The sequence below is a fragment of the Loktanella atrilutea genome (genome assembly GCF_900128995.1).
Taxonomy (GTDB): Bacteria; Pseudomonadota; Alphaproteobacteria; order Rhodobacterales; family Rhodobacteraceae; genus Loktanella; species Loktanella atrilutea.
Window position 1 is genome coordinate 120,629 of record NZ_FQUE01000004.1, and the last position, 18,095, is coordinate 138,723.

Below are 18,095 nucleotides of genomic sequence, written 5' to 3' on the forward strand. Positions count from 1 at the left end.
ATCGAACACCACCCGCGCCCGATTAACCATTTGGCAACTACCCCGCCGCTACCTGTTAACCATAGCGGACGGGGAGCGCACAGATGGTCGCCATGGCCTACACGGTCGCCTTCGACGGCATCGACGCGCGACTGGTGCAGGTGCAATGTGCGATCAGCCCGGGCCTGCCCGGCTTCGCCATCGTCGGCCTGCCTGACAAGGCGGTGTCGGAGGCGCGTGAACGGGTCCGTGCCGCGCTGACCGCCATGGCCATCGCGCTGCCCAGCCAGCGGATCAGCATCAACCTCTCGCCCGCCGACCTGCCGAAGGAAGGCTCGCACTTCGACCTGCCGATCGCGCTGGCGGTGCTGGCCGCGCTGGACATCGTCCCGCACGAGGAGGTCTTGGACCTCGTGGCGCTGGGGGAGCTGTCGCTGGACGGCACCCTCGTCCCCGTCGTCGGCGCCTTGCCCGCCGCCGTGGCCGCCGGGGAGGGCGACCGGTCCCTCATGTGCCCCGCCGCCTGCGGGGCAGAGGCGGCCTGGGTGGACAGCGTCCGGGTGATCGCGCCGGCCTCGCTTGCACAGGCCATAGCCCACCTGACCGGCCGCGCCGTCCTCGACCCCGCCGTGCCGGGCGAGGTGACGCAGGCCAGCGGCGCCCGCTGCCTGTCAGAGGTCAAGGGGCAGGAACGTGCCAAGCGCGGGCTGGAGATCGCGGCCGCCGGTCGGCACCACATGCTGCTGGTGGGCGCGCCCGGGTCGGGCAAGTCGATGCTGGCCGCCCGCATCCCCGGCATCCTGCCGCCGCTGACACCGGTGGAGGCGCTGGAGACCTCGATGATCCATTCGCTGGCCGGGCTGCTGGACGACGGCGGCATTTCCCGCACCCGCCCGTTCCGTGAACCGCATCACACCGCCTCGATGGCGGCCATCGTCGGCGGCGGGCGCGGCGCGAAACCGGGAGAGATCAGTCTGGCCCACAACGGTGTCCTCTTCATGGACGAGTTTCCGGAATATCCGCGCGCCGTGCTGGAAACCCTGCGCCAGCCGATCGAGACCGGAGAGGTCGTCGTCGCCCGCGCCAATGCCCATGTCCGCTATCCCTGCCGCTTCATGCTGGTCGCCGCGGCCAACCCGTGCAGGTGCGGTCATCTGGCGGACGCGGCGCGCGCCTGCGGCCGGGCACCGGTCTGCGGCGAGGATTACATGGGCCGGATCAGTGGCCCGCTGATGGACCGCTTCGACCTGCGGGTCGAGGTGCCGCCGGTGTCCTTCACCGACCTCGGCCTGCCGATGATCGGCGAACCCTCTGCCGCGATCGGCGCCCGCGTCGCCACGGCGCGGCGGGTGCAGGTCGCCCGCTATGCCGATCATCCCGGCATGTGGGCCAATGCCGACGCCCAGGGCGCGGTGCTGGAGGATGTGGCGACGCCGGATGCCGAGGGGCGCGATCTGCTGCTGCGCGTGGCGGAACGTTTCGGCCTGTCGGCGCGCGGCTACCACCGGGTGCTGCGGGTGGCGCGCACCATCGCCGATCTGGACGGGTCAGAGGCGGTGCGCCGCAACCATGTGGCCGAGGCCGTGAGTTTCAGGCTGACTCTGACGAAGGAGGTCTGAGGCGATTTCGGCTGCGCCGAAGCGCGCCGCGCGGGAGTATTTTTGAAAAAGCGAGGACCGCGTGCGTCAGAGCAATGCCATGAAGGCGGGCCAGGCGGCGGGGTCGGCGACGGTCTTGTCCCGGCAGAAGGCATTGCAGAAGCCGAAGGTGCGGCCGTCCATCCGCATCAGGTGCGTGACCGGATCGCCGGAATAGGGGCAGGTGGCATTCTGGGGCGTGCCGGTCTCGACCGCGGTGGCGGGCAGGGGGGCGGGGCCGGGCCAGGGGCGGGGCGGGCCGTCGTGTTCGAAGGCCGCCGCGGCCTTGCCCGCCGCCAGCCCCATCGCGCGCCACCGGCGCAGGGCGGGATCGGCCAGATGCGCCGCGCAATAGGCCCGTGTCACGGGGCCCGTGTCGAATCCGTAATTGGCCAGCCGCACCGCCATCGGCGCGAAGATCGCATCGGCGATGCAGTAGTCGCCGCAAAGCCACGGCCCCTGCGCACCGGTCACGGCGCGGGCGTGCGCCCAGATCGCCTCCAGCCGGGCGCATTCGGCGGCGGCGTCGGCGGGCGGGGTGACGGGCTGATAGCTGCGGTGCAGGTTCAGCGGCCAGGCGCCGCGCAGGGCGCGGAAGCCGCTGTGCATCTCGTTCGCGAGCGTCCGGGCCGTGCCGCGGGCGACCGGATCGCGGGGCCACAGGCCCGCGTCGGGGTAGCGCGTCGCCAGTTCCTCTGCGATGGCCATGCTGTCGGACAGGATCGCGCCGTCCTTTGTCACCATGGTCGGCAAGGTGCGCGCGGGGGCGAGGTCCGTCATCAGCGCGCCGACGCCGTCCTCTGTCGCGGGGTAGAGGACCGTCGTCGCGACATGCGGCGACAGGCCGAAGCGGTCGACCATCAGCCACGCGGCCAGCGACCCGCTGAAGTAGAGGCGGTTGCCGATGTAGAGCCGGTGGGTCATGGCCATGTCCTCATGCCAGATGGTTGATGCGGCCCAGCCGCCAGCCGGCGGCCGTCAGCGTCATGTCGGTGACGCCAAGGGGGTCGATCCGGTGGCGCATGGACTGCGATGCGGTTTCCCTGGTGGCGCGGGGGATCTGGGACATGATCGCCCCCACGTGCGCCACGACGACCAGATGGGCGGGCCGGTGGCGCGCGATGTGGGCGTCGATGGCGGTGCCGACGCGGGCGGTGACGGCGTTCCAGCTTTCGCCCGCGGGGGCCGCGATGTCGCCGGGCTGGTCCCAGAACTGCCGCGACAGCACCGGATCGCGGGCCGCCACGACGTCGCCCGCCAGCCCATCCCACGCACCGAAGTCGATTTCCCGCAGGGCCGGGTCGTGGGGCAGTCGGCGGCGCGGTCCCGCGATGGCATCGGCGGTGGTCACGGCCCGGATCAGGTCGGAGGAGACGATGAGCGCCCCGGCGGGCAGGTAGGCCTGCAGGCGCGCCAGCGCGTCACGGTCCGACAGGTCGGCAGGCACGTCGCGCCAGCCGGTCATCGTCTTCTGGTGGGTCGGGCCGTGGCGCACCAGCCAGAGGGTCGTCATGGCAGGTCGCCCTTCAGTGCCAGCGGCAGGCCGGCCATGACGGCCACCACCCTGTCCGCCTGCCGCGCCAGTCGCTGGTTCAGGTGCCCCTGCGCGGTCCGGAACCGGCGCGACAGGGCGGTGTCGGGGACGATGCCCTGACCGACCTCGTTCGACACGACGACGACGGGGCAGGGGCAGGCGGTCAGGGCCGCCAGCAGACCGTGGCAGGCCAGTTCCACGTCGCGATCCGCCAGCAGGACGTTCGTGAGCCAGAGCGTGACGCAATCGAGGAGCACGATACCGGCGGGAACCTGCGCGGCGAGCGCCGCGGTGGGGTCGAGCGGCGCCTCGACCGTGGTCCAGTCCGGCCCGCGCGCGCTGCGGTGGTCGGCGATCTTGCGTCGCATCTCAGCGTCGAAGGGCTGGGCCGTGGCGATGTAAGTCCTTGGCCGGCCAGTGGATATCACCAGACCTTCCGCATAGGCCGATTTGCCCGAGGCAGCGCCGCCTAGTATGAATGTCAGATGATGCAACATCGTGTGGGAACTTTTCCGCCGCCGTGCGTGTTTCAGTGTCATTGAAACTGCATCGTCGTCCGACACAAGCAGTTCGTGCAATGCTCCAGGGGGATATGACGATGGCTTTTGACGGATTTTCGGATCAGACACTCTCGCGCACGGCGATGAAGGCGGAACTGCTGGACGCCGAAACGGAGCTGCGGCTCGCCTATGCCTGGCGCGACGAGGGGTGCGAGGAAAGCCTGCACCGCCTGATCACCGCCTACATGCGCCTCGCCATTTCCATGGCGGCGAAGTTCAAGCGCTACGGCGCGCCGATGAACGACCTGATCCAGGAAGCGTCCGTCGGGTTGATGAAGGCGGCGGAGAAGTTCGACCCCGACCGCGGCGTCCGCTTTTCGACCTATGCGGTGTGGTGGATCAAGGCCTCGATCCAGGATTACGTGATGCGCAACTGGTCGATGGTCCGCACCGGATCCACCTCCTCTCAGAAATCGCTGTTCTTCAACCTGCGCCGCGTGCAGGCCCGGCTGGAACGTGAGGCCGCCGCCGAGGGGCGCAAGCTGGAAGGCCACATCATGCGCCAGATGATCGCGACCGAGGTCGGCGTGCCGCTGCATGACGTCGAGATGATGGAGGGGCGGTTGTCCGGCTCCGACTTCAGCCTGAACGCCACCCAGTCGTCGGAGGACGAGGGGCGGGAGTGGATCGACGCGCTGGAGGACGATTCGTCGCAGGCCGCCGAGAACGTCGAACTGTCCCACGACAATGCCCGCCTGCGCCAGTGGCTGCTGACGGCACTCGGCGATCTGAACGACCGCGAGCGGTTCATCGTGCGCGAGCGCAAGCTGCGCGACGATCCCCGCACGCTGGAAAGCCTCGGCGTCGAACTGGGGCTGAGCAAGGAGCGTGTGCGCCAGCTGGAAGCCGCGGCCTTCGGCAAGATGCGCAAGAATCTGGAGAGCCAGAGCCGGGAGGTTCTGTCGTTCTTCGCATGATCGCACGCCTTGCGGTTCTGGCGTTGCTGTGCGCCGCGCAAGTCCATGCCGATGTCGGCCCCCTGCCAGGGGCCGACATCTTCGTTCTGGGCGAGGTGCACGACAACCCGGCCCACCACGCGACGCAGGCCGGCATCGTGGCGCAGGTCCAGCCGAAGGCGCTGGTGTTCGAGATGCTGACACCGGCACAGGCCGCGGCCGCCATGACCGTCGACCGGACTGATGCGGACGCCATCGCCGCAGCGACGGACTGGGCCGACAGCGGCTGGCCCGATTTCGCGATGTATGCACCGATCTTCGCCGCGGCCCCCGGGGCCGCGATCGTGGGCGCCGCCGTGCCGCGGGACGACCTGATGCGCGCCATGACGGACGGGGCCGCCGCCGTCAGCACCGTTCCCGTGCCGCAGCTGGCAAAGGCGCAGCTGGCCATGCTGTCGCAGGAACAGGCAGAGGCGCATTGCGGCGCCCTGCCGCCCGAGATGCTGCCGGGCATGGTCGAGGCACAGCGCCTGCGCGACGCCGCTTTCGCCGGCGCCACCCTGTCCGCCTTCGATGCGACGGGCGGGCCGGTTGTGCTGATCACCGGGACCGGACACGCGCGGACGGACGTGGGCGTGCCGGCGGCCCTGCGGCTGGCGCGGCCCGACCTGACCGTCTGGGCTTTGGGCCAGACCGAGGGTGCGGCAGAGGCGGGCGCCCCGTTCGACGCGGTCGCGGTCACGGATGCGACCGATCGTCCCGACCCCTGTGCGGTCTTCACGCAATAGCCCGTTGTTGTCATCCCCCCGGCCGCCGCCTACATCTGGGGCCAACCAAGGGGGCCTGACATGCTGCACGACAAGCGCATCCTGCTGATCATCGGCGGCGGCATCGCGGCCTACAAGACGCTGGAGCTGATCCGCTTGCTGCGCACCGCGGGGGCCGCGGTGACGCCGGTGATGACGCGGGCGGCGGCGGAATTCGTGACGCCGCTGAGCGTATCGGCATTGGCGGGCGAGAAGGTCTATACCGACCTCTTCGACCTGACTGACGAGGCAGAAATGGGGCATATTCAGCTGAGCCGCGTCGCCGACCTGATCGTGGTCGCCCCGGCGACGGCGGACCTGATGGCCAAGGCCGCGCAGGGGCTGGCCGGCGATCTGGCCAGCACGCTGCTGCTGGCGACGGACACGCCGGTGTTGATGGCCCCCGCGATGAACGTGCGGATGTGGGACCACCCGGCGACGCAGCGCAACCTTACAAGGCTGCAAGGCGACGGCGTGACCTTCGTCGGTCCCGACGTGGGCGACATGGCCTGCGGCGAGCATGGTCCGGGACGTCTGGCAGAGCCTGCGGCGATCCTGAGTGCGATCGGGGCGCGGCTGACGGGCGGGCCGCTGGCGGGGCGGCATGTCATCGTGACCTCTGGCCCGACGCACGAGCCGATCGATCCGGTGCGCTATATCGCGAACCGGTCGTCGGGGGCGCAGGGGACGGCGATCGCCCGCGCGCTGGTGCGGCTGGGGGCGGATGTGACCTTTGTCACCGGTCCGGCGACGGTGGCTCCCCCAGAGGGGGTGACGGTGAAGCGGGTCGAGACGGCGCTGCAGATGCAGGACGCGGTGCTGGCGGCCATGCCGGCACAGGCCGCCGTCTTTGCCGCCGCCGTCGCCGACTGGCGGGTGGCAACTGCGGGGGCGCAGAAGATGAAGAAGACGGTGGACGGGCTGCCGGCGCTGGATCTGGTCGAGAACCCGGACATCCTCGCCGCCGTGTCGGCCCCCGGGCCGCAGCGACCCCGTCTGGTCGTGGGCTTCGCGGCAGAGACGCAGGACGTCACGCGGCTGGCCACCGAGAAGCGCCTGCGCAAGGGCTGCGACTGGATTGTGGCGAATGATGTGTCCGACGGGACCGGGATCATGGGCGGGACAGAGAATGCGGTGACGCTGATCACCGCAGATGGGGCCGAGGACTGGCCGCGCATGGGCAAGGACGCGGTGGCGGACCGTCTGGCGCAAAGGCTGGCCGAGGCACTGGCATGAGCGCCGGAGCCTCCGGCGGGAGCATTTGCGGAAAAAGCGAGGACGTGCCCGTCGAGGCGGACGCCGTGCGGATTGCCGTTGCATACGAGGACGGCGCCGACCGAAGTGTACCGCTGCCGGACTATCAGACCGCGGGCGCGGCGGGCGCGGACGTCCGTGCCAATCTGGGTGCGGCAGATCGGAGGGCAGGTCTTTTGCTGCGCCCCGGCGCGCGCGCGCTGGTGCCGACGGGGCTGCGTCTGGCGATCCCGAAGGGGTTCGAGGTGCAGGTCCGGGCACGGTCGGGGCTGGCGCTGCGGCACGGCCTTGCGCTGGTGAACGCGCCGGGGACCATCGACAGCGATTATCGCGGACCGCTGGGGGTGCTGGTCGTCAACCTTGGCGCGGACCCCTTTACCGTGACCCACGGGATGCGGATCGCGCAGCTGGTGGTGGCGCCGGTGGTGCGGGCGGATTTCGGGCTGGCCGATCTGGACGACACGGCGCGCGGGGCGGGCGGTTTCGGATCGACGGGTCTGTCGGCATGATCATGGTCGGTTTCCTGATCGCCGTGATCTGGGGCGTCGGTGCCGCGATGAAGGCGCCGCGGCGCGCCCGCTGGATCATGGTCGGCATCCTGATGGCGGCGGTGATCGCGGCGCAGCTGGTGCTGCCGGACGGCCACCCGTTGCGCGCCGCCACGGGCGGCGATGCGCGGCTGTGGCTGCTGCTTTTGGGGTTGGCGGCCGTCGTCTGGGGCTATGCCGCGGTGCTGCGCGCGGTGAAGGCGCGGGTCAGGCCCGTGGCGGCCGCGGGCCCCGACGTCATCGCGGCGGACGAGCTGACCCGCTATGCCCGCCACATCATGCTGCGCGAGGTCGGCGGCACCGGGCAGCGTGCGCTGCGAAACGCCCGCGTGCTGGTGGTGGGGGCCGGCGGGCTGGGGTCGCCGGCGCTGCTGTATCTTGCGGCGAGCGGGGTCGGCACCATCGGCGTGATCGACGACGACCGCGTCGACCTGAGCAACCTGCAGCGGCAGGTGATCCACCGCGACGACGGGCGCGGGCTGCCCAAGGTGCAGTCGGCGATGCAGGCGATGCTGGCGCTGAACCCGCATGTCACCGTCCGCCCCTACGACCGACGCCTGACAGAAGAGATCGCGGCCGATCTGATCGCGGACTACGATCTGGTGCTGGACGGCTGCGACAACTTCGATACGCGCTACCTCGTGAACCGCGTCTGCGTCGCCGCGGGCGTGCCGCTGATCGCCGCGGCCCTGACCCAGTGGGAGGGGCAGATCAGCCTTTACGATCCGGCGCGGGGGACGCCCTGTTATGCCTGTGTCTTTCCCGACCGGCCGGCCCCCGGGCTCGTGCCGACCTGCGCCGAGGCGGGGGTGATCGGCCCGCTGCCCGGGGTCATGGGGTCGATGATGGCGGTCGAGGCGGTGAAGGCGCTGACCGGGGCAGGGGCGGGACTCGGCGGGCGGCTGATGATCTACGACGCGCTTTACGCCGAAACGCGGATCGTACAGGTGCCCGCGCGCGCGGACTGCACGGTCTGCGGCGGGCGGGGCTTGAAGACGGCGGCCCCCCGGGCCAAGGTCTGATCCGGACAACCAGAGGGGACCGCCGACATGAAACACCCGATGATACTCGCGGCCGCCCTGTGCGCCGTGACCGCCACCGCCGCCGCGGCGCAGGACGCCCTGCCGGACCTGGGCGGGCGCGACGTGACCGTCGCGACGGAAAATGCCTATCCGCCGTTGCAGTTCGTGCAGGGCGGCACCGCCGTCGGCTGGGAATACGATGCCATGGCCGAGATCGCGCAGCGCCTGAACATGACCGTCACCTACGAGACCACGAGCTGGGACGCGATGATTCCCGCCATCTCCGAAGGGCAGTACGACATCGGCATGACCGGGATCACGATCCGCGCCGACCGGGCGGAGGTCGTCGATTTCTCCGACCCCTACATGACCTCTGAAATGGTGATGCTGGTGCGCGGTGACGAGGAGCGGTTCACCGACGCCGCGAGTTTCGCCGCCGATCCCGACCTGCTGATGGCGGCCCAGCCGGGCACGACGCCGTTCTACGTCGGCGTCTACGACGTGCTTGACGGCGACGAGGCCAATCCCCGCATCCGCACGATGGAAACCTTCGGTGCGACCGTGCAGGCGCTGCGCGCGGGCGACGTGGACCTTGTGCTGACCGACGGCACCGCAGGGCAGGGGTATGTCGACGCGTCCGACGGCGGGCTGAAGATCGTGGGCGAGAAGCTGGGGACCGAGGATTTCGGCTTCATCTTTCCCAAGGGGTCCGATCTGGTGGCGCCGGTCAACGCGGCCATCGCCGCGATGAAGGCGGACGGCACGCTGGAGGCGCTGAACAAGACCTGGTTCCTCGACTTCAAGATGGGCGAATGAGGCTTTGACGTCCGACCGCGACTTTCCCTACTGGCTGGTCGCGGTCGTCCTGATCGGCGCCGCCCTGTTCGCCGGGGTCCTGCTGGACCCGGCGTCCCGCGACGTGCTGGGCACCTTGGTGCAGGGCGTGCGGACCACGGTCTTCGTCACGCTGGTCAGCTACGCCATGGCCTGCGCGCTGGGTCTGGGGCTGGCGCTGATGGCCGGATCGCGCTGGATCGTCCTGCGTCAGACCGCGCGGTTCTACGTCGAGGTGATGCGCGGCATCCCGATCCTCGTCCTGCTGCTTTACGTCGCTTTCGTGCTGGCCCCCGCGGCGGTCGCGGGCTGGAACGCGCTGGGCCTGCCGGAGGCGCGGACGCGGGATTTTCCCCTGCTCTGGCGGGCGATCATCGCGCTGTTCTTGGCCTATTCCGCCTTTCTGGCCGAGGTCTTTCGCGCCGGGCTGCAGTCGGTCGATGCGGGCCAGATCGAGGCGGCGCGGGCCCTTGGCCTGTCGCGCTGGCCGCGCTTCCGGTTCATCGTCTGGCCACAGGCGCTGCGGACGATCCTGCCCCCTCTGGGCAACGATTTCGTCGCGATGGTCAAGGATTCTTCGCTCGTCAGCGTGCTGGGGGTGGCGGACATCACGCAGCTGGGCAAGGTGATCGCCGCCGGCAACTTCCGCTATTTCGAGACCTACAACGTCGTGGCGCTGGTCTATCTGACGATGACGATATCGCTCTCGCTTTTTCTGCGCCGGTTCGAGAGGGGGCGGCGTCGGGTTTGAGTATTTGGGAAAAAAGCGAGGACGGGGCCGCGCGGGATGATGAATGCCGGTTTATCGGGGCGGATGATGCGGGGGGCGGTAGCACTTTGCCGGATGCGGGCCTAGGTTGAGCGGCAAAGGAGACTTGCCATGACCAACCCGCTGCTGTCCGACTGGGATACGCCCCACGCCCTGCCGCCCTTCGATGCGATCGAGGATGCGCATTTCGCCCCGGCCGTCGATGCGGCGCTGGCCGAGGCGCGGGCCAACATCGCGGCCATCGCCGACAACACGGAGGCGCCGACCTTCGCCAACACGATCGAAGCCTTCGAACGGGCCGAGGCGTCGCTGAGCCGCGTGCTGGGCGTGTTCTATGGCGTGGCGGGGGCCGACAGCAATCCGGCGCGCGAGGCGCTGCAGCGCCACTTCTCGCCGCTGCTGAGCGCCTTCGGCTCCGAGGTCACGGCGAATGCGGCCCTGTTTGCCAGGATCGAGGATCTGTGGCAGCGGCGCGACGACCTTGACCTGACCGCCGAGCAGGCGCGGGTGCTGATGCTGACCCGGCGCGGCTTCGTGCGGCAGGGGGCGCAGCTGACGGGGGCGGCGGCGGACCGGCTGCGTGACGTGAAATCGCGGCTGGCGGTGCTGGGGACGCAGTTCACCCAGAACCTGCTGGCGGACGAACGCGACTGGTTCATGCCGCTGGCCGAGGACGATCTGGCCGGCCTGCCGGAGTTCGTCGTCGACGCCGCGCGGGCGGCGGGCGAGGCGGGGGATCACGGCGGCCCCGTCGTCACCCTGTCGCGGTCGCTGATCGTGCCGTTCCTGCAGTTCTCGCCCCGCCGCGACCTGCGACAGCGGGCCTATGACGCCTGGACCGCCCGCGGCATGAACGGCGGCGCCACCGACAACCGGGCGCTGGCGGCGGAAACGCTGGCCCTGCGTGCCGAGCGGGCCGACCTTCTGGGCTACGACAGCTTTGCCGACTACAAGCTGGAAACCGAGATGGCGGGCACGCCCGGGGCCGTGCGCGACCTGCTGATGCAGGTCTGGCAGCCCGCCAAGGCGGCGGCAGAGGCCGATTCCGTCAAGCTGACCGCCATGATGCACGCCGATGGCGTGACCGGCCCGCTGGAGCCGTGGGACTGGCGCTATTATTCCGAGCGGCGGCGGCAGGCGGAACATGATCTGGATGAGGCGGCGCTGAAGCCCTACCTGCAGCTCGACCGAATGATCGCGGCGAGCTTCGACTGCGCCACCCGTCTGTTCGGGCTGGAGTTCGAGGCCTTCGAAGGGCCGGTCTATCACCCGGACGTGCGGCTGTGGAACGTGACGCGGTGCGGCAAGCATGTGGCGGTCTTCGTCGGCGATTATTTCGCCCGCAGTTCCAAGCGGTCGGGCGCCTGGTGCATGGCGATGCGCAGTCAGCACCGGATGGCGGGCGACGTGGCCCCCATCGTGGTCAACGTCTGCAACTTCGCCAAGCCGGCGAAGGGCAAGCCCGCGCTGCTGTCCTACGACGACGCGCGGACGCTGTTCCACGAATTCGGCCACGCCCTGCACCAGATGCTGTCCAATGTGACCTACGAATCGATCTCCGGCACCTCGGTCGCGCGGGACTTCGTCGAGCTGCCGAGCCAGTTGTACGAGCACTGGCTGGAGGTGCCGGAGGTGCTGCAGACCTTTGCCACCCACGCGGTCACGGACGAGGCGATGCCGCAGGAGATGCTGGAGCGGATGCTGGCGGCGGCGACCTACGACATGGGGTTCCAGACCGTGGAATACATCGCGAGCGCCCTTGTCGATCTGGAATTCCATGCGGGCGACGCCCCCACCGATCCGATGCAGCAGCAGGCCGAGATCCTCGAGGATCTGGGCATGCCACACGCCATCGGCATGCGCCACGCGACGCCGCATTTCGCCCATGTCTTCGCCGGCGACGGCTATTCCAGCGGCTACTACAGCTACATGTGGTCAGAGGTCATGGACGCCGATGCCTTCGCCGCCTTCGAGGAGGCGGGCGATCCCTTCGATCCGGCGCTGGCGCAGCGGCTGGAGGAGACGGTGCTGTCCTCCGGCGGGTCGGTGGATGCGGCGACGCTCTATCGGGATTTCCGCGGGCGGATGCCGGGGGTCGAGGCGCTGCTGAAGGGGCGCGGGCTGGCGGCCTGACCGGTCAGCCCTGCCGGTGGCGCTCGGCGGCCTCGAGAATCAGGCGCATCTCGTCCGCGAGGCTCGCCTCGATCGCGAAGGCGCCCGAGGCGTCGCCCACGCCGGGGTCTTCTTCCGGCACCTGCACCTCCGACTTGTCGCGCAGCCATTGGCGGACCGCGGGATCGGCGGCCTGCACGAGGCGCGCCAGCACCTGCCGCTGGGCCATCAGCCGGCCCTCGAGGGATTCGGGTGTCACTTTCATCGCAGCCTCCGTTGCTGGGGTCACAACGTGCCAGCGGTCGGTGCGTTCCGTGTCAGGCCTGCGGATCGTCGGGATGTTTCTGGACGCCGACCGGGTCCTTGTGGATCAGCACGTCGGCGCGTGGATAGGCCCGCAGGATCGCCCGGCGCAGGGCGGCGCCGATGGCATGGGCCTTGTCCAGCGACTGATCGCCGTCCAGTTCGATATGCAGGTTCACGAAGACCCGGCTGCCGGCGCGGCGGGTCTTGAGGTCGTGGAACCCGCGCACACCGTCGAAGTCGCGGGCGATGGCGGCGATCCCCGCGATCATCGCCGGGTCCGCCTGCCGGTCCATCAGCGCGTCCCATGCGCCCTTGCCGATCCGCAGGGCGCCGACCGCCAGCAGCAGCGCCGCCCCCAGCGCCACGATGCTGTCGACCTGTGCCAGTCCCAGCGCCGACGAGGCCCAGAGTGCGAGGATCGCGCCCACGTTGGGGATCAGGTCGCCGAGGTAGTGCAGACTGTCGGCCTTCACCACCGGGTTGTCGGTGCGCGCGGCGACGCGCCGCTGCCAGATCACCAGTCCCAGCGTCAGCACGATCGAGAAGACGACGATGGCGATACCGCTGACCTCGTTGCGGGGCAGGGCGGCATCGCCCTGCCACAGCCGCCAGAGCGCCGCGAAGGCGATCACGCCGGAGGAGATCAGGATGATCAGCGATTGCGCAAGCGCGGCCAGATCCTCTGCCGAGGTGTGGCCGAAATTGTGGTCGTCATCGGCGGGCTTGGCGGCATAGGCGATGGCGGCCAGCGCCCCCAGCGACATCATCAGGTCCATCGCCGAATCCGCCAGGGTCGCCGCGATGGCCAGCGATCCGGTCTGCCCGAAGGCCCAGAGCTTCGCCACCACGAGTGACAGCGCCACGGCGCAGGACAGAAGCCCGGCGGACAGGTTCAGGCGGTTGTGGGTCTGGTCGGTCATGGCACGGTCCTAGCGCAGTCCGGGCGGCGCCGAAAGCCTCACTCCGCGTCGTCGACACCCCAAAGGACGGAGCGGTGCGCCCAGCCGGTATAGCCGCCGGCGGTCAGTTCGCACCAGTCGCCGTCGCATTCGCCAAGGCGCGCGATGACGTTCTGTTCCAGTTCCGCGCGTTCCGTGGCGGTGTCCGACGGCTTGGTGCGCAGGGCCAGCCGGTCCTGATCCACGATGACGGTGCGGACGCCGGACAGCATGGTGTAATGCACCCAGCCCCCCTGACCGTCGCGGTCGACGACCCGGCGCCAGTGGCCGTATTCGGCCACCACCTGCAACGGCATGTCGCGACGCTTGAAGACCCAGTCGATGCGGTGCGTCAGGCTGGGGCCGCGGCGGACGTTCGCCTCTTTCGCCTTCAGGCTGACGTAGCGGGGCAGGGGCAGGTTCGTTTCCGGCCCCACGTCGGGCGCCGTGAAACTGGCAGAGGTCGCGGCGGCCACGTCCATCGTCTCTGGCGTCGCGTCCTGCGCGGCCAGCGGTGCGGACAGGGTCAGCGACACCAGCATGCAAAACGTCCGGACGAAAGTCATGAAAAGCCCCGATCTGCCTGACGGGCGCGATGGTTCTTGTGCCGCGCGTCCCTGACTGGCAACCTGCCATCTACGACGAAGATTGGAAAGTGCCGGAGGAGGGCCGATGCCGGGGAAGAAGCTGAGTGTTGTCGTGACGCGACGGTTGCCGCCCGCGGTCGAGACCCGGATGACGGAACTGTTCGACGTGACCCTGTCGCCCGACGACGTCCCCATGACCCGAGAGGCGCTGGCCACCGCCCTGCAGGACACCGACGTGCTGGTGCCGACGATCACCGACCAGATCGACGCGCGGCTGCTGGCACAGGCGGGCGACCGGCTGAAGCTGATCGCCCATTACGGCGCCGGGGTGGACAACATCGACGTGGCGACGGCGCGGCAGCGCGGCATTCTGGTGTCGAACACGCCCGGCGTGCTGACCGACGACACCGCGGACATGACCATGGCCCTGATGCTGAGCGTGCTGCGCCGCATCCCGGAAGGCATGCGCATCGCCCAGTCCGACGACTGGTCCGGCTGGTCGCCCACCGCGATGCTGGGCGGGCGGATCGCGGGGCGGCGGCTTGGCATCCTCGGCATGGGGCGGATCGGGCAGGCGGTGGCGCGGCGGGCCCGCGCCTTCGGCATGCAGATCCACTACCACAACCGCAAGCGCCTGCGGCCGGAGCTGGAGGCGCCGCTGGAAGCGACCTACTGGGACAGCCTCGACCAGATGGTAGCGCGGATGGACGTGATCTCTGTCAACTGTCCGCACACGCCATCCACCTTTCACCTGATGAACGCCCGCCGGCTGAAGCTGATGAAGCCGCAGGCCGTCATCGTGAACACCAGCCGCGGCGAGGTCATCGACGAGAACGCCCTGACCCGGATGCTGCGCGCGGGAGAGATCGCAGGCGCTGGCCTCGACGTGTTCGAGCGCGGGCACGAGATCAATCCCCGGCTCAAGGCATTGCCCAACGTGATCCTGCTGCCGCACATGGGGTCCGCCACGGTGGAGGGGCGCGTCGAGATGGGAGAGAAGGTGCTGATCAACATCAAGACCTTTGCCGACGGCCACAGGCCCCCGGATCTGGTCGTTCCCGGCCAGCTTTAGCCCGCAGGATTGACCCCGGCGCGATATGCGCCACTTCAGCACGAAAGCGAATAGGAGTGACGACGATGAAGAAGATACTGATGTCCGCGGCGGGTCTTGCGGCCCTCGCGGCCTGTGCCGCGCCGGTGCCGATGAACAACGCGGTCAGTCCGGCACCGCTGGTGATTCCCGTGGCGCCGGAACCTGCAGTGGTGCCGCCGCCCGCGCCGGTCACGACATCGTCCCTCGACGGTCCCGCCGCCGCGCCGACGCCCCTGCCGTCCACCAACGGCATGGCGCCGCCCCCGGTCGAGATCGGTGTCGTCGGCCCGGTGCCCGAGGAACTGCCGACCTTCACGCCCACGCCCGCAGCGACGACTCCGCTGGGCGGATCCTCGGCCCCGCTGGTCATGGACGAAGATATGTAAGTCGGCTCGCGCGGCCGGCGTCAGACGTCAGGCCGCGCGCGGTGCGTCGCGGGATGCGGCGCAGGCAGACGGATTCAGTCCGCACGCTCCATCAGCGTCATGTAGTTCATGCTGGAAAACCGCAACATGTCGTTGTCGGCGCGGCCTGCGACGGGTTCGGGCGACATGCAGCCACCCAATGCCATCAATGCAGCCACCGCAAGAAGCGTGGTGCGTGTCATACTGCTCTCCTCAAATCCGCATCTGACGTGCGGTATCTGCCATCATAACGGATGCGCGGCGGTTTGGATCCCCGCTTCCGCGCGCTGCGGCCCATTCGGGCCGCAACGTGTCAAAAATACAAAACAGGTCAAGAAGTGCGCCGGGAATGTGGCGTGAACAAGGCGGACCGCCGGGGCCTCAGCGATAGACCTCATCCTCTGTCGGGAAGGCGCGGGCCTTCACGTCCTCGGCGTAGCGCTTGACGGAGTCCTCGATCATCGGACCCAGCTGGCCATAGACCTTGACGAATTTCGGCGTCCAGGGATTCAGGCCCAGCATGTCCTCCAGCACGAGGATCTGGCCGTCGCAGTCCGCGCTGGCCCCGATCCCGATGGTGGGAATCGCGACTTCCTTGGTGATCTGCGCCGCCAGCGGCTCCACCATGCCCTCCAGCACGACGGCGAAGGCGCCGGCCTCGGCCACGGCGCGGGCATCCGCGCGGTGCGCGTCCCAGGTCGCCTCGTCCCGGCCCTGCGTCTTGAAGCCCCCCATGACGTGGGACGACTGCGGCGTCAGGCCGGTGTGGGCCATGACGGGAATCCCGCGTTCCACCAGAAAGTGGATCGTCTCTGCCATGCGAGCGCCACCTTCCAGCTTCACCGCGCCGCAACCGGTTTCCTTCATCACCGTCGCTGCGTTGCGGAAGGCGACGTTCGGGCTTTCCTCGTAGGTGCCGAAGGGCATGTCGACGACGATCAGCGCCTTCTTGGTGCCGCGCACGACGGCCTTGCCGTGCATGATCATCAGGTCCATCGGCACGCCGACGGTGCTTTCCATGCCGTGCATCACCATGCCGAGGCTGTCGCCCACGAGGATGAAATCCGCATACCTGTCCACGATGGCCGCGGTATGCGCGTGGTAGGAGGTCAGCGAGACGATGGGATCGCCACCCTTGCGGTTGCGGATCTGCGGCACGGTCAAGCGGCGGACTTTTTCGGTCTGGGTGCTCATGGGGTCACTTCCTTCTGGTCGATCAGCAAGACCTCCCCGAACCGGGCCGAGATCATGATGCCGATGGGGGCGGTGGGATCGCCGGTCGCGGCGGTGAAATCCGCCACGTTGACGATGTCGAGGCCGGTCAGCGTCGCGCGCGGTTCGTCCGACAGGATATCATGGATCGCCTGCGCCGCCTCCTCCACGGTGCCGCCATGGCGGACCGTGTCCTCGGCGGCGCGCAGGGCGCGGTGCAGGACGGGGGCCGCTGCGCGGTCGCCGGGGGTCAGCCGCACGTTGCGCGACGACATGGCAAGGCCGTCCGCCTCTCGCACCGTGGGCACGCCGTGAATCGCTGTGGGGATGAACAGGTCGGCCACCATGCGCCGGATCACCGCCAGCTGCTGATAGTCCTTTTCCCCGAAATAGGCCGCGTCGGCGCCGACGATGTTGAACAGCTTCGTCACCACCGTCGCCACGCCACGGAAATGCCCGGGCCGGACGGCGCCGTGGTAGGCCTGCGCCAGACCCACCGTCTCGACCACCGTCTGGTCGCCGGGGGGATACATGACGCCCGCATCGGGCATGAAGACCGCGGCCACGCCGGCCGCGCGCAGCATCGCCAGATCGGCCTCTTCCGTGCGCGGATAGGTCTCAAGGTCGGCGGGATTGCCGAACTGGGTCGGATTGACGAAGATCGTCGCGACGACGGAAGGATGATCCGCCCTTGCCGCCGCGACCAGCGCCATGTGGCCCGCGTGCAGCGCGCCCATGGTCGTCACCAGCCCGACGCTGCCCGCGCGGCGCAGGTCGGCCACGGCGGCGCGCACCTCGGCCACGGTCTTGCAGATCAGCATGGATGCACCCCCCTGTTCACCGGGCCGTTCTAGGCCACGGCATCGGCCATGTCACGCCTCGCGCGCGACCCGCAACGCCGACAGCTTTGGCCCCGGAATGTCGCAGCGCAGACTGACCTCCACCACCGTGTCGGGCCCCTTGACCAGCCCCCGCTTGACCCGGTTGGTGCGGAACGCCGCGACCGTCGCGGTGGCAGGCACATAGATCCACGGTCCCCGCGTCGCGGCCCGGCGCGTCGCGGCGCCGGAGTTGATCGGCGCGAGGTCGAGGTGATCCGCATAGTCATCGAACAGGCCGCCCGCGTCGATCTCCAGCACCGCCAGATCGGCATCCGCGCCGAAGCTGTCGATGTAGCTTTGCCGCATCTGGCGCGGCCAGAAGAACACCCGCTCGTCCAGCTGCATCGCCCAGGCCTTCAGGCTGCCGGACGACAGAAAGGCGGCGGCCTGCGTCTTGCCCGCCAGCAGGGGGCGCTGGTGGTTCAGTGTCATCGGCCCCGCGCGTGCGACGATGGTCTCCGTATCCTTGCGCAGGGCCACGTCCTCTGGCGCGAACCCCGCCTGCCGGGCTGCCTCTGCCGGTCGCAGCAGACCCCGCCCCGCGATCCCGGCCAGATTGGACTTCAACGTCACGTGAAAGACACGGGGCCCGACCAGCCGGATGAAATCGTCGCGGTTCATGGGCTTAGGCTTCCTCTGCTCAGACGGTCCAACATTCTGCGCCACGCCCCGCAAAGCAAGCGGTCATTGTCCGGCGCGTCGCATTCAGACCCGATTGAGTCG

At 69.4% G+C, this 18,095-nt stretch carries 21 protein-coding genes; 11 read left to right on the top strand and 10 right to left on the bottom strand.

Annotated features, from left to right (window positions below):
• Positions 1-83 precede the first annotated feature (83 nt).
• Entirely contained in the window at positions 84-1,598 is a 1,515-nt protein-coding gene (locus BUA54_RS10365; protein WP_072857186.1) for a YifB family Mg chelatase-like AAA ATPase, read from the top strand.
• Between the two features lie 66 nt (positions 1,599-1,664).
• On the opposite strand, the gene BUA54_RS10370 is transcribed toward BUA54_RS10365, so the two are convergent.
• From BUA54_RS10370 to cobU, 3 genes are read right to left on the bottom strand one after another with little or no spacing between them, the layout of a single operon-like run.
• A complete protein-coding gene (locus BUA54_RS10370) occupies positions 1,665-2,540 on the bottom strand; it encodes a glutathione S-transferase (RefSeq protein WP_072857356.1) in 876 nt (291 codons plus the stop codon).
• 10 nt (positions 2,541-2,550) lie between these two features.
• Positions 2,551-3,129: a histidine phosphatase family protein gene (locus BUA54_RS10375; RefSeq protein ID WP_072857187.1), complete on the bottom strand. Its 579-nt coding sequence runs from the start codon at positions 3,127-3,129 to the stop codon at positions 2,551-2,553.
• The gene (cobU, locus tag BUA54_RS10380) at positions 3,126-3,647 is read right to left on the bottom strand and encodes a bifunctional adenosylcobinamide kinase/adenosylcobinamide-phosphate guanylyltransferase (RefSeq protein ID WP_072857188.1); all 522 of its coding nucleotides are present in this window, start codon (positions 3,645-3,647) and stop codon (positions 3,126-3,128) included. Before cobU ends, BUA54_RS10375 begins: the two co-directional genes overlap by 4 nt.
• A 101-nt stretch (positions 3,648-3,748) precedes the next feature.
• Here cobU and BUA54_RS10385 point away from each other — a divergent pair, with 101 nt between their 5' ends.
• The 8 genes from BUA54_RS10385 (at position 3,749) to BUA54_RS10420 (ending at position 11,972) form a co-directional block, all read left to right on the top strand.
• Positions 3,749-4,627, top strand: coding sequence for an RNA polymerase factor sigma-32 (locus tag BUA54_RS10385; RefSeq protein ID WP_072857357.1), 879 nt, complete (start codon positions 3,749-3,751; stop codon positions 4,625-4,627).
• Positions 4,624-5,394, top strand: coding sequence for a ChaN family lipoprotein (locus tag BUA54_RS10390; RefSeq protein WP_072857189.1), 771 nt, complete (start codon positions 4,624-4,626; stop codon positions 5,392-5,394). Before BUA54_RS10385 ends, BUA54_RS10390 begins: the two co-directional genes overlap by 4 nt.
• Positions 5,395-5,454: 60 nt before the next feature.
• Positions 5,455-6,648, top strand: a complete 1,194-nt coding sequence (coaBC, locus tag BUA54_RS10395; RefSeq protein WP_072857190.1) for a bifunctional phosphopantothenoylcysteine decarboxylase/phosphopantothenate--cysteine ligase CoaBC — start codon at positions 5,455-5,457, stop codon at positions 6,646-6,648.
• On the top strand, positions 6,645-7,175 hold the full coding sequence (dut, locus tag BUA54_RS10400; protein WP_084114311.1) for a dUTP diphosphatase: 531 nt from the start codon (positions 6,645-6,647) through the stop codon (positions 7,173-7,175). The genes coaBC and dut overlap by 4 nt, the downstream gene beginning before the upstream one ends.
• Entirely contained in the window at positions 7,172-8,236 is a 1,065-nt protein-coding gene (locus BUA54_RS10405; protein ID WP_072857191.1) for a HesA/MoeB/ThiF family protein, read from the top strand. The genes dut and BUA54_RS10405 overlap by 4 nt, the downstream gene beginning before the upstream one ends.
• Before the next feature lie 27 nt (positions 8,237-8,263).
• On the top strand, positions 8,264-9,052 hold the full coding sequence (locus BUA54_RS10410; protein ID WP_072857192.1) for a transporter substrate-binding domain-containing protein: 789 nt from the start codon (positions 8,264-8,266) through the stop codon (positions 9,050-9,052).
• Between the two features lie 4 nt (positions 9,053-9,056).
• Entirely contained in the window at positions 9,057-9,821 is a 765-nt protein-coding gene (locus tag BUA54_RS10415) for an amino acid ABC transporter permease (protein ID WP_072857193.1), read from the top strand.
• A 129-nt stretch (positions 9,822-9,950) separates the two neighbouring features.
• The gene (locus BUA54_RS10420) at positions 9,951-11,972 is read left to right on the top strand and encodes a M3 family metallopeptidase (RefSeq protein ID WP_072857194.1); all 2,022 of its coding nucleotides are present in this window, start codon (positions 9,951-9,953) and stop codon (positions 11,970-11,972) included.
• A 4-nt stretch (positions 11,973-11,976) separates the two neighbouring features.
• Here the strand turns inward: BUA54_RS10420 and BUA54_RS10425 are convergent, their stop codons facing one another.
• The 3 genes from BUA54_RS10425 to BUA54_RS10435 are packed head-to-tail and all read right to left on the bottom strand — an operon-like array spanning position 11,977 to position 13,737.
• Positions 11,977-12,216 (bottom strand): hypothetical protein, encoded by a 240-nt coding sequence (locus tag BUA54_RS10425; protein WP_072857195.1) that lies wholly within the window; start codon positions 12,214-12,216, stop codon positions 11,977-11,979.
• A gap of 52 nt (positions 12,217-12,268) precedes the next feature.
• A complete protein-coding gene (locus BUA54_RS10430) occupies positions 12,269-13,177 on the bottom strand; it encodes a cation diffusion facilitator family transporter (protein ID WP_072857196.1) in 909 nt (302 codons plus the stop codon).
• Between the two features lie 38 nt (positions 13,178-13,215).
• The gene (locus BUA54_RS10435; RefSeq protein WP_178352739.1) at positions 13,216-13,737 is read right to left on the bottom strand and encodes an SH3 domain-containing protein; all 522 of its coding nucleotides are present in this window, start codon (positions 13,735-13,737) and stop codon (positions 13,216-13,218) included.
• A 130-nt stretch (positions 13,738-13,867) separates the two neighbouring features.
• Here BUA54_RS10435 and BUA54_RS10440 point away from each other — a divergent pair, with 130 nt between their 5' ends.
• Together BUA54_RS10440 and BUA54_RS10445 are read left to right on the top strand one after the other, a co-directional pair.
• On the top strand, positions 13,868-14,854 hold the full coding sequence (locus BUA54_RS10440) for a 2-hydroxyacid dehydrogenase (protein ID WP_072857197.1): 987 nt from the start codon (positions 13,868-13,870) through the stop codon (positions 14,852-14,854).
• Positions 14,855-14,919: 65 nt separating this feature from the next.
• Positions 14,920-15,261, top strand: a complete 342-nt coding sequence (locus BUA54_RS10445) for a hypothetical protein (protein ID WP_072857198.1) — start codon at positions 14,920-14,922, stop codon at positions 15,259-15,261.
• Between the two features lie 74 nt (positions 15,262-15,335).
• Here the strand turns inward: BUA54_RS10445 and BUA54_RS21235 are convergent, their stop codons facing one another.
• The 4 genes from BUA54_RS21235 to BUA54_RS10460 form a co-directional block, all read right to left on the bottom strand.
• Positions 15,336-15,482, bottom strand: coding sequence for a hypothetical protein (locus tag BUA54_RS21235; RefSeq protein ID WP_178352740.1), 147 nt, complete (start codon positions 15,480-15,482; stop codon positions 15,336-15,338).
• 178 nt (positions 15,483-15,660) lie between these two features.
• A complete protein-coding gene (gene panB, locus BUA54_RS10450; RefSeq protein WP_072857199.1) occupies positions 15,661-16,473 on the bottom strand; it encodes a 3-methyl-2-oxobutanoate hydroxymethyltransferase in 813 nt (270 codons plus the stop codon).
• The gene (gene panC, locus BUA54_RS10455; protein ID WP_072857200.1) at positions 16,470-17,312 is read right to left on the bottom strand and encodes a pantoate--beta-alanine ligase; all 843 of its coding nucleotides are present in this window, start codon (positions 17,310-17,312) and stop codon (positions 16,470-16,472) included. The genes panB and panC overlap by 4 nt, the downstream gene beginning before the upstream one ends.
• Positions 17,313-17,363: 51 nt before the next feature.
• Positions 17,364-17,993, bottom strand: coding sequence for a DUF7002 family protein (locus BUA54_RS10460; protein ID WP_072857201.1), 630 nt, complete (start codon positions 17,991-17,993; stop codon positions 17,364-17,366).
• Between the last annotated feature and the right edge of the window lie 102 nt (positions 17,994-18,095).

Bases quoted from the DNA above. Each gene is read 5' to 3' on its own strand.
- BUA54_RS10365 (WP_072857186.1), top strand. From the start codon at position 84: ATGGTCGCCATGGCCTACACGGTCGCCTTCGACGGCATCGACGCGCGA.
- BUA54_RS10370 (WP_072857356.1), bottom strand. From the start codon at position 2,540: ATGACCCACCGGCTCTACATCGGCAACCGCCTCTACTTCAGCGGGTCG.
- BUA54_RS10375 (WP_072857187.1), bottom strand. From the start codon at position 3,129: ATGACGACCCTCTGGCTGGTGCGCCACGGCCCGACCCACCAGAAGACG.
- cobU (WP_072857188.1), bottom strand. From the start codon at position 3,647: ATGTTGCATCATCTGACATTCATACTAGGCGGCGCTGCCTCGGGCAAA.
- BUA54_RS10385 (WP_072857357.1), top strand. From the start codon at position 3,749: ATGGCTTTTGACGGATTTTCGGATCAGACACTCTCGCGCACGGCGATG.
- BUA54_RS10390 (WP_072857189.1), top strand. From the start codon at position 4,624: ATGATCGCACGCCTTGCGGTTCTGGCGTTGCTGTGCGCCGCGCAAGTC.
- coaBC (WP_072857190.1), top strand. From the start codon at position 5,455: ATGCTGCACGACAAGCGCATCCTGCTGATCATCGGCGGCGGCATCGCG.
- dut (WP_084114311.1), top strand. From the start codon at position 6,645: ATGAGCGCCGGAGCCTCCGGCGGGAGCATTTGCGGAAAAAGCGAGGAC.
- BUA54_RS10405 (WP_072857191.1), top strand. From the start codon at position 7,172: ATGATCATGGTCGGTTTCCTGATCGCCGTGATCTGGGGCGTCGGTGCC.
- BUA54_RS10410 (WP_072857192.1), top strand. From the start codon at position 8,264: ATGAAACACCCGATGATACTCGCGGCCGCCCTGTGCGCCGTGACCGCC.
- BUA54_RS10420 (WP_072857194.1), top strand. From the start codon at position 9,951: ATGACCAACCCGCTGCTGTCCGACTGGGATACGCCCCACGCCCTGCCG.
- BUA54_RS10425 (WP_072857195.1), bottom strand. From the start codon at position 12,216: ATGAAAGTGACACCCGAATCCCTCGAGGGCCGGCTGATGGCCCAGCGG.
- BUA54_RS10430 (WP_072857196.1), bottom strand. From the start codon at position 13,177: ATGACCGACCAGACCCACAACCGCCTGAACCTGTCCGCCGGGCTTCTG.
- BUA54_RS10435 (WP_178352739.1), bottom strand. From the start codon at position 13,737: ATGCTGGTGTCGCTGACCCTGTCCGCACCGCTGGCCGCGCAGGACGCG.
- BUA54_RS10440 (WP_072857197.1), top strand. From the start codon at position 13,868: ATGCCGGGGAAGAAGCTGAGTGTTGTCGTGACGCGACGGTTGCCGCCC.
- BUA54_RS10445 (WP_072857198.1), top strand. From the start codon at position 14,920: ATGAAGAAGATACTGATGTCCGCGGCGGGTCTTGCGGCCCTCGCGGCC.
- BUA54_RS21235 (WP_178352740.1), bottom strand. From the start codon at position 15,482: ATGACACGCACCACGCTTCTTGCGGTGGCTGCATTGATGGCATTGGGT.
- panB (WP_072857199.1), bottom strand. From the start codon at position 16,473: ATGAGCACCCAGACCGAAAAAGTCCGCCGCTTGACCGTGCCGCAGATC.
- panC (WP_072857200.1), bottom strand. From the start codon at position 17,312: ATGCTGATCTGCAAGACCGTGGCCGAGGTGCGCGCCGCCGTGGCCGAC.
- BUA54_RS10460 (WP_072857201.1), bottom strand. From the start codon at position 17,993: ATGAACCGCGACGATTTCATCCGGCTGGTCGGGCCCCGTGTCTTTCAC.